Annotated in this window: 12 protein-coding genes; 11 read left to right on the forward strand and 1 reads right to left on the reverse strand. The window is 52.1% G+C overall.

Features of this window, described 5'->3' with window-relative positions; all coding sequences use genetic code 11:
* Nucleotides 1–55 precede the first annotated feature (55 nt).
* The 5 genes from FHT67_RS26085 to FHT67_RS26105 all read left to right on the forward strand — a co-directional run bounded on the left by FHT67_RS26085 (nt 56) and on the right by FHT67_RS26105 (nt 4,230).
* The gene (locus FHT67_RS26085) at nt 56–802 is read left to right on the forward strand and encodes an SDR family NAD(P)-dependent oxidoreductase (protein WP_167201804.1); all 747 of its coding nucleotides are present in this window, start codon (nt 56–58) and stop codon (nt 800–802) included.
* 82 nt (nt 803–884) lie between these two features.
* On the forward strand, nt 885–1,364 hold the full coding sequence (locus tag FHT67_RS26090; RefSeq protein WP_167201805.1) for a carboxymuconolactone decarboxylase family protein: 480 nt from the start codon (nt 885–887) through the stop codon (nt 1,362–1,364).
* 217 nt (nt 1,365–1,581) lie between these two features.
* Entirely contained in the window at nt 1,582–2,235 is a 654-nt protein-coding gene (modB, locus tag FHT67_RS26095) for a molybdate ABC transporter permease subunit (RefSeq protein WP_167201806.1), read from the forward strand.
* A 137-nt stretch (nt 2,236–2,372) separates the two neighbouring features.
* Nucleotides 2,373–2,777 carry a cupredoxin domain-containing protein gene (locus tag FHT67_RS26100; RefSeq protein ID WP_165930737.1) on the forward strand — a complete coding sequence of 135 codons (405 nt, stop codon included), beginning with the start codon at nt 2,373–2,375 and terminating at the stop codon, nt 2,775–2,777.
* A gap of 193 nt (nt 2,778–2,970) precedes the next feature.
* Nucleotides 2,971–4,230: an erythromycin esterase family protein gene (locus FHT67_RS26105; RefSeq protein ID WP_167201807.1), complete on the forward strand. Its 1,260-nt coding sequence runs from the start codon at nt 2,971–2,973 to the stop codon at nt 4,228–4,230.
* Nucleotides 4,231–4,278: 48 nt separating this feature from the next.
* On the opposite strand, the gene FHT67_RS26110 is transcribed toward FHT67_RS26105, so the two are convergent.
* Nucleotides 4,279–4,653, reverse strand: coding sequence for a hypothetical protein (locus tag FHT67_RS26110; RefSeq protein ID WP_132309622.1), 375 nt, complete (start codon nt 4,651–4,653; stop codon nt 4,279–4,281).
* Between the two features lie 174 nt (nt 4,654–4,827).
* On the opposite strand from FHT67_RS26110, the gene splB reads away from it, so the two are divergent.
* From splB to FHT67_RS26150, 6 genes are all read left to right on the forward strand, one after another.
* Entirely contained in the window at nt 4,828–5,895 is a 1,068-nt protein-coding gene (gene splB / locus FHT67_RS26115) for a spore photoproduct lyase (protein WP_167201808.1), read from the forward strand.
* A 20-nt stretch (nt 5,896–5,915) separates the two neighbouring features.
* Nucleotides 5,916–6,230 carry a metal-sulfur cluster assembly factor gene (locus tag FHT67_RS26120; protein WP_132309626.1) on the forward strand — a complete coding sequence of 105 codons (315 nt, stop codon included), beginning with the start codon at nt 5,916–5,918 and terminating at the stop codon, nt 6,228–6,230.
* A gap of 113 nt (nt 6,231–6,343) precedes the next feature.
* On the forward strand, nt 6,344–7,555 hold the full coding sequence (gene nagZ / locus FHT67_RS26125; protein WP_167201809.1) for a beta-N-acetylhexosaminidase: 1,212 nt from the start codon (nt 6,344–6,346) through the stop codon (nt 7,553–7,555).
* A gap of 298 nt (nt 7,556–7,853) precedes the next feature.
* Nucleotides 7,854–10,511 (forward strand): NPCBM/NEW2 domain-containing protein, encoded by a 2,658-nt coding sequence (locus FHT67_RS26130; protein ID WP_167201810.1) that lies wholly within the window; start codon nt 7,854–7,856, stop codon nt 10,509–10,511.
* Between the two features lie 178 nt (nt 10,512–10,689).
* Nucleotides 10,690–13,890 carry a fibronectin type III domain-containing protein gene (locus FHT67_RS30565; RefSeq protein ID WP_208403551.1) on the forward strand — a complete coding sequence of 1,067 codons (3,201 nt, stop codon included), beginning with the start codon at nt 10,690–10,692 and terminating at the stop codon, nt 13,888–13,890.
* Nucleotides 13,891–14,126: 236 nt separating this feature from the next.
* Nucleotides 14,127–16,424 (forward strand): helix-turn-helix domain-containing protein, encoded by a 2,298-nt coding sequence (locus FHT67_RS26150; RefSeq protein ID WP_167201811.1) that lies wholly within the window; start codon nt 14,127–14,129, stop codon nt 16,422–16,424.
* Nucleotides 16,425–16,431: the final 7 nt, after the last annotated feature.

A 16,431-nucleotide genomic window follows, 5' to 3' on the forward strand; every position in this document is an offset into this window, starting at 1 on the left:
TTAATTATTAGCAGTTTAATATAAATCCGTGATAGTTTAAAAGGAGACCGAGCTTATGTTAGACAATAAGGTTGTTATTATAACCGGAGGAGGATCCGGTATCGGATTTGCCGCCGCACAAATGTTTGCGGCCAAGGGAGCCAAGGTGCTCATTACAGGACGTCGGGCGGAAGTATTGGAAGAAATTACGGCAAAGCATCCGAATATCAGAGGTTTTGTTGCTGATTCAAGCGATCCCGATTCGGCTGCCGGTACGGTTGCGGCAGCAATAGGGCTATGGGGACGGTTGGATATCATTGTGAATAATGCGGGAGCAGGCGGTATTATGCCGCTAGAGCATGTGAATGCCCAAGCCATAACAGACATCTTCGCGGTAAATGTCGTAGGTCCAACGCTGCTTGCAGCTGCTGCTATTCCTTATCTGGAGAAAACAAACGGACTAATCCTCAATATGTCGAGCACTTATGGCAGTAAAGCGGGAGCCAATTTGTCGCTATACGGTTCGAGCAAAGCTGCAATGGAGTACATGACGCGAAGCTGGGCGCTTGAGCTCGCTCCGAAGGGCATTCGCGTAAATGCCATAGCGTCCGGACCTGTCGAGACTTCATTCCTTCAGGAACGGATGGGGCTTACTCCGGAACAGGCTGAAGCGGTGAAGGAGCATGAACGCAATAGCATACCTCTTGGCCGCCGCGGAGAGCCTAAAGACGTTGCCGCATGGATTGTGACTCTCGCCGAACCGGGTATGGATTGGATAACGGGTCAGGTTATCGCGATAGACGGCGGCCTGAACGTCACTTAAAAACTTTTTCGCTAAGGCTGTCACAAGACGAAATCGTCAATTGTCTTAATAACGTCACAACAAATTTGAGGAGGAATACGAAATGACACAACGTGTAAATTATATGCAGCAATCGCCTGAGTTTACGAAAAAAATGATGGAGCTGAGCTATGCGGAGAAATCCAGTTCCATTGATACGAAGATTATTCATCTCGTTCACATCCGGGCTTCCCAAATGAACGGCTGCGGGTTCTGTCTGGATATGCATGTGAAGGAAGCTAAGATTCACGGAGAGAGAGAACTGCGTCTTTACCATCTCGCGGTCTGGAGAGAATCCACCTTGTTCGACGCCCGGGAAAGAGCAGCGCTCGCTTGGACTGAGGTTTTGACTAAACTGCCGGAGCATGGCGTTTCCGACGAAATCTACAACCTTGTCCGTGAACAATTCACGGAGAAGGAAATCTCCGACCTGACCTACTCGATCATGGCGATCAATGCTTGGAACCGCGCAAACGTTGCTTTTAGAACCGAGCCTGGCTCCGCGGATGCAGCTTTTGGCTTGTCAAAAGCCGGTCTGAACTAATTCGGGCTTAATAACGGAATTGAAATCATCATAGGAGGCAGGAGACCCGGCAGCGGGTCTCCTTTCTTTTTTACTTGCTCCAATTTTGCCGGTAATGCTTAGTGTTCTTCTCATCACACTGTTTTGTTGATATCTACGGTGGTACCGTTTATATTAGGTGAATGTTCTATTTAAATGCATTTCGTTATAATTAGACATAAAAGAAGTGGGGGAGAAGTTGATTAGCGCTCATGATTTTTGGCTTCCTATACGGTTATCCTTATTGGTAGCCCTGTGTTCAAGCTTTTTTGTGCTGTTTCTTGGAATAGCTGCAGCGTGGTGGATCTCCCGCACTAAACTAAAAAGCAAGATTTTTATCGAAACCGTATTTATGCTGCCGCTAGTCCTTCCGCCGACTGTCGTCGGTTTTTTATTGCTTGTCTTATTGGGAAGGAGAAGCTGGCTGGGGCGGGCTATCGAATGGCTGTTCTCGGCTCCCGTTATCTTTACCTGGTGGGCTGCCGTTATAGCTGCAGTCGTCGTTTCTTTTCCGCTGGTGTATCAGACGATGAAGGTTGGCTTTCAATCCGTTGATAAAAGATTAGAAGAGGCGGGGCGGTCAATCGGAGCGAACGAACGGCAGGTATTCTGGCACATTACGCTGCCGCTGGCATTCCGATCGCTTATTTCGGCTTATATTCTTGGCTTTGCACGAGGTCTAGGAGAATTCGGCGCCACGCTGATGATAGCGGGAAACATTCCGGGCAAGACTCAAACGTTGCCCACCGCCATCTATGTAGCCGTTGATTCCGGCCATACAACGCTGGCTTGGGCATGGACAGGCTCTATCATCGTGATCTCATTTATTTTGCTTTTCCTAAGCCGGCGTTAACGCAAAGCAGCTTCCGAGATTCGGCAGCTGTTTTTTTGTACTGAAATATTCACTATTCCTTCAAGGAACGGCCACATGGCCGGCCATATTCATCCGAGTCGAAGATGTATAATCGACCTAGGAAAGGAGTGTATGCGATGAAAACCAGCCTATTCAAATCCCCGGCCATGTGGCTTATTCTAGCTATCGTTGTTATATGCACATTATTTTTTGTTTTCTTCTCCTCATCCAACTCGAAGACCGCTGCGGAAACGCCCGCCGTGACGATGCAGGACGGCTATCAGGTGGTGACGATCCAAGCCAAGAAAGACGGTTTTTACCCTTCCGATATTGAAATTAAGGCAGGAGTTCCCGTAAAGCTGAATTTTGTCAAGAATACTTCTTTTACCTGCATTACAAGCGTCGATTCGGATGAGCTCGGATTTGATCTTTATTTGAAAAAAGGGGAGAATGTGACGACTTTGGACCATTTAAAGCCCGGGTCGTATCCATTTGATTGCGGAATGTACATGTACCACGGCACCATTACGGTAGTTGCTTGATTGACCGATTCGAATGGCTGCAGATTCACGATCTGCGGCTTTTTGCGTTACATCAATTTTCGGATAAGCAAGCTTAGCAGCTTGGTTTGATTAGCAGCCTGCATCCGGGATTACATAATGGCTTTATTTCGGGTAACGCTATAAGATGGCACGATGGCACGGCATCGCGACATCTAGGGGTAGGAGAATAAACATGACCAACAGGGAAAGCATAGTGGAAAAAATAAAAGATTGCGCGTTCCCATTAAAAAGCCCGGCAGATCTTGACCCGTTAATTCATGCCATTGGGGATGCGGATATCGTATTATTGGGCGAAGCCTCCCACGGCACGTCCGAGTTTTACACTTGGAGAGCGGAGTTATCCAAAAGGCTGATTGCCGACAAAGGCTTCTCTTTTATTGCGGTCGAAGGGGATTGGCCATCCTGTTATACCCTGAATCGCTATGTAAAACAGTATAACGGCGCTGCTCCCAATTCGAGAGAAGCGCTGCGCGACTATAACCGGTGGCCAACCTGGATGTGGGCGAATGAAGAAATTTTGCAATTTGCGGGATGGCTATATGACTACAATCGATCTCAAATGCCGGATACGAGGATCGGATTTTACGGCCTTGACGTTTACAGCTTGTGGGAATCCATGGATGAGATTTTGAAGCATCTGGAGAAGACGGGTTCTCCGGAGCTGGACATCGCTCGCAAGGCGTTTGCCTGCTTCGATCCCTATAACCGCGAAGCGCAAAACTACGGGGTCTCGGCTGCTTTTCTATCCGAAAGCTGCGAACAAGAGGTTGTACGGTTATTGAAAGAGCTTCAAAGCAAAAGACAGCAAGGCGATAACCGCGATGAAGCGCTCCTCAGCGATGAGCTGAACGCCCTCGTGGCCGTAAACGCAGAACGGTACTATCAATCGATGGTGCGCGGAGGACCCGAATCCTGGAATATACGGGATCAACACATGGTTGAAGCGCTGGACCGAATCAAGACCTTTTACGGTCAAGGGGCCAAGGCTATTGTGTGGGAGCATAACACGCATATCGGGGACGCCCGGGCAACGGATATGCTTGAGGACGGAATGGTAAACGTCGGCCAGCTGGTGCGGGAGAAGTATGGGGAAGACCGGGTATATGCCGTTGGTTTCGGAACGCATAGGGGCACCGTTATTGCTTCGGATCAATGGGGCGGCGAGATAAAAACAATGACCGTGCCGGAAGCCTTGAAAGACAGCTGGGAAGATCTCGTGCATCGCGCCGGGGCTTTCGATAAGATCCTGATGCTCGACCGGCAAGATTTTACCGAACCGATTGGCCATCGGGCGATTGGCGTCGTTTATAACCCCCGTCGAGAGAGAGGGAACTACGTTCCAACAATTTTGCCGCAAAGATACGACGCGTTTATTCACATCGATGAATCGCATGCGCTGTCACCGCTTAAACAGGAAGTATTGCACATATAAACAGGAAGAAAGGGATATTCCCAAATGGGAACATCCCTTTCTTATTCCTTAGACAAGCGCGCCGGCTTTCTCCACGATGGCTACCGCTTGTTCATAATCCTCTTCTTCAACAATAACGGTCAGAAGAATGTCTCGCCCGGCCGTTTCATCATCTTGTCCACCACTGCTCATACCGCTCGCGCTAACGTGTGCCGCCGCCAGGATGGCGGCATCCCGGTCCGAGAAATCTCCGCCCAGGGTTAGGTAGCCAAGTCCCGGGAAATCGCCCGTAATCGGATTGCGAATCCGATCCGATCCGTCGCCCGGATACCCGTCAAACCGGTTAATGGAGCTGTCTATAACCTTTAACGGCATTAATTGCTCGAGTGCTTTCTCCGCTTGCTCGGGACTTTTGAAATAAGCGAGAATATTTTTTTCCGCCATGGCCATCCCCCGGTTCTACGATCGTCATTATTCAGGATTCATGGTGTATGTTGCGCGTATCGTCTGGAAACTATGCACTGCGATTAACCGTTAAGAGCTGTTTCGTATGAAATCGATAATTTCGTCCACCCTAAGGTTGATTGCGAAACGAATGTAACAGTGAGGTGAGCCGATGTGTCAAATTCAAGCGGGTTATTGACTCCGCCGGCACGCGATACGCAGGTATTCGTTCCGGAGCTTGTGTATTTCGAGCCCGATGCGCTGAACTATCCGAAAGGCCAACGAATCCATGAATGGGCCAAGAAGCAAGGACTACCGATTCAAATGACCACTTCGCATAACCGGATCACCAATTTACCCGGGGAAAGCGATTTGGAGAAATACCGGATTGCCAAACGAACGCTTGTCGTAGGCATTCGGAAAACGTTAAAATTCGACCAGTCAAAGCCTTCGGCTGAATACGCCATTCCCATTGCCACGGGTTGCATGGGGCATTGCCATTATTGCTATTTGCAGACCACGCTTGGAGCTAAGCCGTATATCCGCGTCTACGTCAACACCGACGATATCCTTGCTCAGGCTAAAAAATATATCGACGAGCGCGCGCCGGAGATTACCCGCTTCGAGGCAGCCTGTACCTCCGATCCGGTTGGCCTTGAGCATATTTCCGGCTCACTCAAGGAATACATCGAATTTATGGGGCAGCAGCCTCTTGGACGGCTCCGCTTCGTCACGAAGTATCACCATGTCGAGCCGCTCCTCGATGCCAAGCATAACAAGCATACCCGGTTTCGTTTTAGCGTGAACGCCGATTATGTCATTAAACATTTCGAGCCGGGCACTTCGAAATTTTACGAACGAATTACAGCGGCCGGAAAGGTTGCCCACGCAGGATATCCGCTAGGATTTATTATTGCTCCAATCATTTGGCATCAAGGCTGGGAAGACGGTTATGCCGAACTCATCAGTCTATTAAAAACTGCGCTTCCGCCCGAAGCATGCACCGACCTGACTTTCGAGCTGATCCAGCATCGTTTCACAAAAACGGCGAAAAATGTGATCCAGCAGCGCTACCCCAAATCCAAGCTGGAGATGGACGAAGAAAGCCGGAAATACAAATGGGGGCGTTGGGGCCAAGGAAAATACGTTTACCCTGACGAGCAGGCTAACGCACTGAAGGAATTTATTTATAAACAGATTCACGATCATTTTCCCGAAGCCAAGATCGAATATTTTACTTAGTATGCGAGGGAGGTGCAGCGATGAATGAAGATCGGATTATGGAGGCGCTCGAAAACGTGATGGATCCCGAAGTAGGCGTAAATATCGTGGATCTCGGACTTGTATACGGTATTAAGGAAGAAGAAAACGGGAAGGCAGTTATCGAAATGACCTTGACTATTCCCGAATGCCCTTTGGCGGATCGCATTATTGCGGATGTAAAAAAAGCAGCCGGATCGGTTGACGGCGTAAAGCAAGCCGAAGTCCAGCTCGTCTTTGAACCGAAATGGACGCCGGCCAGGATGAACGATGAGGCCAGAGAACAGATTCGTGCCCGGCAATCGGCTATGTTATAATCGGGTTAAGCTAAGTTGCGGGTATCGGTCAACTTAGCTTTTCTTCCGGGCTGTACCGTACATATTTGATGGTTTTCAAGACATCCGTTTAAGAATTACATAAGGAGGGTCCTATGCGATATCTTCGAATCTGTTCTTTGTACGCGATCATTCTTGCACTCCTTATTCTGACCGGTTGCGGAACGGCTGAGCCGGAGCAACCCGTGAACAGCGAGACGCCAACGCCTGCCGATCCGATAGCCGAGCTTGCAGCATCCATGAGCTTAACCGAGAAGATAGGTCAAATGGTATTGGTGGGAATGGACGGCACGGAAATACAGCCTGAAATAAGCAAGCTTATCAAAGACAACCACATTGGCGGGATTATTCTCTATAGCAATAATATCGAGTCTCCGTCGCAGACAATTAAGCTGGTTAACGATCTCAAGCAAATCAACCGAAACAATGGCGCGAAGCTTCCGCTTCTCTTGAGCACGGACCAGGAGGGGGGCCGGGTCTCCCGATTGCCCAAGCCAATCCAGGCATTTCCGGCCAGCAGGACGGTAGGGAAGACCAATGATCCCCAATATGCCAATCGGGTAGGCGCGGCATTGGGCGAAGCGGTGAAAGCGATTGGAATGAATACCGATTTCGCACCCGTTCTCGATGTCAATACAAACCCCAAAAACCCGGTCATCGGAAACCGTGCTTTTGGTACCACGGCAGAGTTGGTCAGCAGCATGGGCGTGCAGGAGATGCTTGGCATCCAATCGCAGGGAGTCATTCCGGTAGTCAAGCATTTTCCCGGGCACGGCGATACCTCCGTCGATTCCCACCTGGGGCTGCCGGTGGTCGATCATGATCTCGAGCGGCTGCGCTCCATCGAATTTGTCCCCTTCGGCTCCGCAATTAAGCAAGGAGCGCCTATGGTGATGGTCGCGCATATCTTGATGACGAAGCTTGATCCGGATACGCCGGCTTCCATGTCAAAGAAAGTCATCCAGGATTATTTGAGAGGGGAGCTTAAGTTCGGAGGAGTTGTTATTACGGACGATATGACAATGGGGGCTGTGGGGAAGGTGAAGGCCGTCGGGCCAGCATCGGTGCAATCGGTATTAGCAGGAGCGGATATTATCCTGGTCGGTCATGACCCGGTGCAGCAGCAAACCGTGATTGACGCCCTGACGGCAGCTGCGCAAAGCGGCGAAATCCCTCCGTCTGTTCTGGATGCGAGCGTTTACCGTATAATCAAGCTAAAGCAAAGCTTCCAATTATCGGACAAGCCGACTTCGCCTATCGATGTAACAACGCTGAACAAACACATTCAAGCCGCACTGGAAAAATAAGATGCTGTACGCGAATACCATCGATGGGATATATCATCCATCTGATGGTTTTCGCTATGTATATGAAGCTCATTAATATCGAAAATGGAGCTGGCCCGCGGGAAACCTGCGGGCTTTTTGTTTTTGTACAGTTTTATGCGAAGCGTTTAATACAGTATTTAACCCGAAATACAGCCTGATAGTGCTGTTATTCGAGAATTGAACAGTTTCCATATGACCCGGGATCGGGCACGATGGAGGAGCGGAGAAGGGAGATCCGGTTCCGCCTTATACCAAGCGCGAAGGAGAGATGACCTTAATGAAATCCAAACGATTGGTGACCGGCTTGTTCCTGTCGCTGGCCCTGTTGGTCACGGCATTCCCGCTGCCTGGTGCAGCCGCCGGGGCATCACCAGCCCATAGGAACATCATCATTTCGGCTGCGGATTATGGCGCAAACGGCCAGGATGGACTGGATGACCGGGCAGCCATTCAAGCCGCCATAGATGCGGCAAATGCGGGCGATACCGTAATGATTCCGAAGGGTACTTACCAGCTGTCCGGCACCTTATCGGGCAAATCCGGCGTAACGATCAGGGGCGAGAAAAGGGATAAGACGATCATTCAATTCACATCGGGTTCGGATACATATATGTTCTATTTGCACAACGTTACGAATGCATCGGTATCGGACCTCACGCTAGACGCCGGCGGAAGCCAAATCGCGATGTCCGCCGTTGTATCCGAAGGCGGCAGCCATAACAGAATGAACAATCTCAGGGTTCAAAACTTTGAAGCAGCCGAAGGCTTTGGCCCGCATGCTCTCTATGTGATAGGCTCCACCGACGCCAGTATTACCAACAATAGGATATCCAATATCGGAACCGCTTCCATATGGGGCGCTGGCATCCGCGCGGGCTGGGGTTCTTCCAACGTGCTGGTCGAGAATAACGAAATTTCAAATACGGGACGCGGCGGCATTCTGATCAATGACGATAGTCCTGGAGCCGTCATACGCTCCAACAAAATAACCGGATCCGGTCTGAAGGAGCATGGATTGTCCATTGAATTGCACACGAACGTGAATCATTCCGTCATTGAAGACAATGAGGTCGACTTCTGGATCAGCGCGGTTCGCTCCGATACGATTGCGGTACGACGTAACATCGTGAAACCCAAAGACGGAAGAGTAGGCAGCATTGGCCTCGAGGTCATGGCGGATAACGCCGTCACAACGGACAATATCGTGGACGGAGGCCAGCAGGTTGGCATACAGCAATCGCCCGGCACGGGGTATCAGTTGTGGGGCTACAACGTAGTGAAAAACATGGTGATGTGGGGAATGCAGCTCCAGGGCGAAGGCACGGGGCAAACGGAGCAGTTCCAGTATTTTTACAGAAACAGCTTCATGGATACGCAGGAAGGCAACCCTGCCGCGGCGTATCCGGGCTACGACGGGAACGGCGTACGCATTCACGGCAGCTCGCAGAATCTGACGTTCGACAGCAACCTCATCTCGGGCAACGGACGAAAAGGGATCGAGTTTACGGGGGCGGCAGGCGTTGACCGGCTGAGCTTTACCAATAATCTAATAACGGGAAACAAGGCTGCTGCAGTCGATCCGTATCCTGCCGCTGCCGGCCATTTGGAATGGCAAGGGAATACCGTGCTCCGCAATGGCAGCAATGCGCAGCCTGCTTCGCGCGGCTTCGAGAATGCAAAACCAACGGCAGACTTTGATGCGCCAATGATCGTGCGCGTCGGCGAGCCTGTCGCGTTCGTGAACAAATCAAAGGATGATGGCTCGATCTCGCATCAGCTCTGGGATTTTGGCGAGGGTCTTCCAAGTTCAAGCGTGCAGCCGACTTTTGTATACGACCGGCTTGGCGCTTATCGGGTAACCTTGGTTGTCTGGGATAACGAAGGACGCGCCAGCCTTAAGGAACGAACCGTAGTCGTGCGCCCGGGCAAACCGGATACACAGTCCCCTGCGGCTCCGGGCGATCTCGTCTCGCCGCTGCAGACCGATGAAACCGTTGCTCTCAGCTGGAGTCCGGCATCGGATAACGTTGGCGTCGTAAGTTACGACGTGTATGTCAACGAAACATTGGCCGGATCAACTGCCCCGGGAGAAACGACTTATCTCGCAACGGGGTTGTCTCCGTCAACGGCGTATCTAATCGTGCTTCGTGCAAGAGATGCTGCCGGTAACGTATCCTCGCCAAGCGCAACGCTTTCGGTTACGACGGAAGCTCCCGATGCCACGCCTCCAACAAAGCCTAACGGCCTGACCGCAGCGGCAATCGGCGAGACGAATGTTAGTCTCAACTGGACAGCGTCATCGGACAATAAGGAGGTTACGGGGTATGAGGTATACCGGGGAGGTATCCTGATCGGCACGACAAACGGGGCGACGACTCACTATGAAGCAACCGGATTGCTGCCGGGTACTTCGAATCGTTTTACGGTAAAGGCGAAGGATGCGGCGGGCAATGCTTCGGAAGCCAGCGATCCAGCAACAGCCGTTCAGCCTGCTCCAATAGGCGACGTGTATTTGAGTGATTATGGGTGGGACATCGGAACGGCGGGCTGGGGCAGCGTTATGCGCGATAAATCTTCCGACGGCCGGGTAATTACGCTAAACGGAACCGAGTACGCCAAAGGTCTCGGCACGCATGCGGATTCGGAAATCATCTACGCGGTAGGCGGTGCGTACAACCGTTTCCTTGCTGAGGTTGGCGTGGATGACGAGACGTACGGCAATGGCGCGGTCAGCTTCCAAGTGTGGCTCGACGGAGAGCTGGCCTACGACAGCGGCGTATTGACCGCGGAATCGGAGACCGCTTTGATCGATCTGGACATCAGCGGCGCGCAAGCGCTAAAGCTGGTCGTCACAAACGGCGGCAACGGAAACGACTGGGATCATGCGGACTGGGGAAATGCAGTTATCGTATACGGCAGTACGAGTAACGGCTAGCAATGCACGAAAAAAAGGCCGTCGGCCCTTGCCGCTGTTGCACTTTCACGAAGGGAGGTGAAGCCCGGTTCAGGGCAGTTAGCTACAGAGAGAGGAACTTCTTGGGATCATAACAGGGGAGAAGAAGCCGGAAGCATCTGTATGCCATTATCCCAGTAACGAAAGAGAGAGTGAACTTATGAGATTAGCCAAGTCACTGCGGGTCTCCAAGACGAACAAAAAAATTGCAAGCCTCTTATGCGCGACAGCCTTATTGCTTCCCGTCATCCCCGCGATGCCTGCTTACGCCGCAACCTTGAATGTCACTTCATATGGCGCGAACGGCACGGACACGGGCGACGACAGTGCGGCTATTCAAGCGGCCGTTAACGCTGCAGCCAGCGGGGATACGGTATTTATTCCCGACGGCACGTATTATCTCGGAACCGCGGTCAGCGGGAAATCGGGCGTCAAAATTACGGGTCAAAGCCGGGATAATACGATTATCAAATACAATTCGACTTCGGCCAATACCTTCTTCTCGCTCTATAATCTCTCAGGCGCCGAAGTGTCTTCGATGACGCTCGATGCCAGCAACAGCACTGTACCCCAATCCGCGGTTGTATCGGAAAACGGCAGCGGCAATAAAATGCTGAATCTGAAGGTTAAGGATTTCGGCATGTCGTCCGGATTCGGTCCGTTTGCATTGTACGGCGTCAACACGGATAATCTGACAATCGCGGACAGCGTGGTAACCAATATCGGGGTTAATTCGGACTGGGGCGGCGGCGTGCGCGTAGGCTGGGGCTCGGATCATGCCCTCGTCGAGAATAACTATGTTGCGGAAACCGGACGCGGCGGCATCTTTATTAACGACGACAGCCCTTACGCGATCGTTCGGGGAAATACGGTTACCGGCACCGGCAAGAAAATGGAAGGGCTGGGCATCGAGCTTCATACCAACGTAAACTATTCCCTGGTTGAGAACAATACCGTCGATCACTGGATCAGCACGGTCCGTTCCGCCTATATCGCGGTCCGCAACAACTATGTCGGCTCCAGCACAACGGTAGGCAACATGGGGCTTGAGGTGATGGTTGACCACGGCGTCACTTCCGGCAACATGGTTGACGGCGGCCAGCAGGTCGGCATTCAGCAGTCCCCGGGCACCGGCTACCAGCTTTGGAACTACAACACGGTGCAAAACATGGTAATGTGGGGCATGCAGCTGCAAGGAGAAGGCACGGGACAAACGGAGCAGTACCAATATTTTTACAAAAACACGTTCAAAGACGGAGCCGCCGGCAATCCGAAAGCCGCTTATCCGGGTTACGACGGCAACGCGGTCCGCATTCATGGCAATACGAAAAACGTGACGTTCGACAGCAATACGATTACGAATAACGGGCGCAAAGCGATCGAAATTACAACCGCGGGCGGTACCGACCGCCTGAGCTTCATTAATAACATTATTACGAACAACGCCGGTCCTTCGATTGACCAATATCCATCCTCGGCAGCGGATCTCGAGTGGAGCAACAATACGGTAAGCGGCAACGGCAATAACACGCAGCTCGCAAGCAGGGGCTTCAGCGATCCGAAGCCGGTAGCGAACTTCACAGCTCCGCTGACCGTGCAGCTTGGCCAATCCGTGACCTTCACGAATACATCAACCGACAACGGTACCATTGTGGAGAATCTGTGGGATCTCGGCGAAGGACTGCCGGTTACGACCGCCAGCCCAACGTATACTTATCAGAAGCCCGGTACTTATCAAGTAATTCTTGGCGTTTGGGATAACGGCGGACGCGCCAGCGTGAAGGAGCAGACCGTTACCGTTATAGCGGGACCGCCGGATACAACGGCTCCAACAACGCCAACCAATTTGACGTCTCCGTCGAAGACCGACGCAAGCGTTACGCTGACTTGGACTGCATCAACGGACAATATCGGAATTGCCGGGTACGACATCTATAAAGACGGCGTACTGGCGGGTTCGACGGTAGGCCCGGCTACAACCTCCTTTACGGTAAACGGATTGACCTCCAACACGGCTTACAGCTTTGCCGTCAGAGCGAAGGACGCCTCCGGCAATACTTCCTCGCTTAGCAGCGCAATCAGCGTCACGACCAGCTCGATTCCTACGCCTGTATGGGTCGCGTGCGCGGGCGAAAACAATATGTGCAGCTTTACGGGAACGAAGGAAGTCCGCTACGGCGCAGCAGGTCTTTACAATTACGGTACCTATACAAACGGCGTCATGTGCGCCAACAACGTATTCGGCGATCCTGCTCCGGGTCAATACAAAACCTGCGACGTCAACATGGCTGTTGGCGGTGGCGGAAGCGATACGCAGGCGCCTACGGCTCCAACCGGATTGTCCTCTCCTTCGAAGACGTCGAGCAGCGTGAATCTGACTTGGTCCGCATCGACGGACAATGTAGGAGTAACCGGTTATGACATTTATAACGGAAGCACGCTGGCCGGCTCGACCACGGGCGCCACTTCCTTTAACGTAACCGCGCTTTCTCCAAGCACAACCTACACCTTCACGGTGAAGGCGAAGGATGCCGCCGGCAATTTGTCTGCCGCAAGCACCGCGCTGAGCGTAACCACAAATGCCGCGGCAGGCGATACGCAAGCTCCAACGACGCCGACAGGGCTAACCTCGCCATCGAAGACGTCCACAAGCGTAAGCCTGTCTTGGTCGGCATCGACGGACAATGTAGGCGTGACCGGATATGAAGTATATAACGGAGCAACGCTTGCAGGCACAACAGCGGGAGCGACATCGCTTAATGTAACCGGCTTGTCTCCAAGCACCGCTTACAGTTTTACCGTGAAGGCGAAAGATGGGGCCGGCAACGTGTCGGCAGCCAGCGCTGCGCTTAACGTTACGACTAACGCATCCGGCGGCCAGACGCCTGCGGGCACTATTACGCGCGAGTACTGGACGAATATTACGGGCAGCACGATTGCCAGCATTCCTACCGGCACGGCACCATCCGGAACCAGCACGTTAACCAGCTTCCAGGCGCCATCCAACTGGGGCGATAATTACGGCACGCGGATCCGGGGCTATATAGTGCCTTCCGTAACGGGGATCTACCAATTCTCTATCGCGGGAGATAATAATAGCGTAATGTACCTCAGTACGGATGCGAATCCTGCCAATAAGGCTCAGATCGGAGAAGTTGTCGACTGGGTGTATCCGCTGAACTTCACGCAATACGCAAGCCAGCAGTCCGGGCAAATCTCGCTGACGGCCGGTCAGCGTTACTATGTTGAAGTTTTGCATAAGGAAGAAGGAGGAGACGATCATGTCGCGGTAGGCTGGAAGACGCCGGGCAGCTCTTCTTATTCCGTAATCGACGGGGTCAACCTTGCCCCAATTCAGTAAATCAATCATAGAATGAACCGCAAGCAGCCTTGGCGCTGCCTGCGGTTCTTCTTTTTTCAACCGGAGTAATCGTCAAATTAATGGACGCTTATGCAAATACGTATGAATTCTTCAGTGGTACGATAAATGAAAGGGCTGCGTATGTCGGGAAAATAAAGTGCGGGAAAACGTATTTTATAGGATAATAGAGAAAGAGGCGTGTAAGCGCTGCCAGACTATAAGGGAGGGGGTGGCGGATGAAGAAGTTTAACAGCGTTTTTAGGAGATTCCTCGTATCGTACATCGTTATCCTGATCATTCCAAGCATTGCCGGCTTCCTATCCTATCATACTTCCATATCGGTGACGGAGAAGCTGTCCATCGAGAACAGCGTCATGCAGCTGCAGAAGAGCAAAGAGCTGCTGGAGCGCAGAATGGCAGAGGTTGAAGGATTTACGAGACAGCTTGCGATCAATCCGGATTTGAACATGCTGATGAACGAGAAGAGCAGCGGGGAGCAGACGAATGTATACGGCATCTGGCGGATCCTGCGCAGCGTGTTAACGTTTGGGCAGACCAATGATTTTCTTCAGCAGTTCTATATTTATCTGGGCAATTACAACGTTATTCTGACGCCAGGCTCCGCATACGTAAGACCCGAGCATTTCTACGAAAGCTTCCGGTATGAGGACCAATCGTTAGCCGAATGGAGACAGTCCATTCTCGGGCAGACGCATAGGAGCGAGATTATCCCGCTTCGCCCTTACAATAATAGGGGAACGATAACATCGGTCGTCACTTACATGCAGTCTTTCCCGCTGGACAGCTTCAGCGGTTCTTCTCCGGCTGTTGTGGTGGTTACGATCGACGAGAAGACGATTACCAATCTATTGACGGGCATCACGGACAAATACGGCGGCTGGACGCATATCAGCGATGCCAGCGGCCGAACCATCGCTTCGCTGGGTACCGGCGTGCCCGACATGCAGGCGTTAGCCAAGGATGCAAGCTTTGACGCGGACAAAACCAGCCAATTCTACAAAGACGATCTCGTGATTACCATACATTCGAATACAAACGGCTGGGTTTACCGCTCCGGTATTCCGAGACATGCCTTGCTCGAGTATGCGAATCAGATCAAGTTCATCACTTGGACGATTACAGGCATTGCCATCGCCGTTGGTTTGTTCGTTGGATTAATGCTGGCCTACCGCAACAGCATGCCGATCCATAAGCTGGTTTCCGTGGTAAAGGAGCAGTTCGGAAAAGACGACACGACGGAAAGGAACGAATACGACTTCCTGCACGGGAACATTGCGGAGATGATCCGCAGCAGCAATCAGCTGGAATCCGAATTGAGGAGACAGCTACCGCTCATTCGCGATGCTTTCCTGAAGCGGCTCTTATCCGGGGAACTGCAGACGCGGGAAGAAATATTCGCGGCCGCTTCCCAAGCGAATACGGGCATTTACGGGCATTCCGGATACGTCTGCATTTTACAGGTGCAAGGCTATACGGGAATGGACAGCGTGGAGGTTCTGAATGAGCTTCATGCCGCAAGGCTGCTGCTGAAGCAAGCGCTCCTCGACATTGCCGGCTTTACGTTGACCACCGATTGGGGCTCCGACCGGATAGTGATCGTGTTCGCGTCCATGGAAGCCGAGACCGGCAACGCGATTGGACAAGGCGAGATTGCCAGCCTGCTCGAGCAGCTGTCCAAGCATGCGTTCGACCAATACCGCATTACGTTTATTGCCGCGCTTGGCGAAGCATTTGCTTCGGAAACCGAAGTCAGCGTCTCCTATGAGCAGGCGAAGCAGACAATGGATCAAGCGCTTCATGCCGAACGGAAAGGAATCGTCTGGTTTGAGGAAACCCGACTCGAGAGCGCGACTTATTATTATCCGCTTGAGATGGAGCTGCGTCTGATCGGCACGATCCGGGCAGGGGAGTCGGAGGAAACAAGTAAAATCGTCCGCACAGTAATGTCTCTTAATACCGAGCAGCGGGAGCTGTCCGTGGAAATGTGGCAGCAGCTGGCCGGAGAAATGAAAGGAACCCTGCTTAAGCTGCTCGATCAGAAATCCTTTATGGAATCCGGCATGTTCGAGCAGCTTAAAGACCGGATCATTGCGCTGCACGCTTCCGACAAGCGGTCCTTCCAAGCCGAAATCGAAGATATCACCGGCGTGATGTGCTCGATCGTCGTAAGCCGCAAGAACGACGGGCATACAAGAATTATCGAGGCGATTAAAGCTTATATAGCTAGTCGTTTCTCGGACTCCGACTTGACCCTGTACCGGGTTGCCGAGGCCGTGGAGAGACCCGAGAAATATATTTCCCAGTTATTCAAGGAAGTGACGGGCTCGAATCTGTCCGATTATCTGGAGCAGGTACGGATGGAGAACGCCATCGCGCTGCTGCGCGAAAACCGGTACACGGTTGACGAAATATCATCCCGTGTCGGCTACAACAGCTCCCATTCGTTCCGAAGAGCATTTAAGCGGGTCACTGGCGTCTCGCCAAGCTCGTACAGGCAAACGGTGGAAGGGTGAAGGGGGA

Source organism: Paenibacillus sp. BK720 (genome assembly GCF_011761545.1).
Classification (GTDB): Bacteria; Bacillota; Bacilli; order Paenibacillales; family Paenibacillaceae; genus Pristimantibacillus.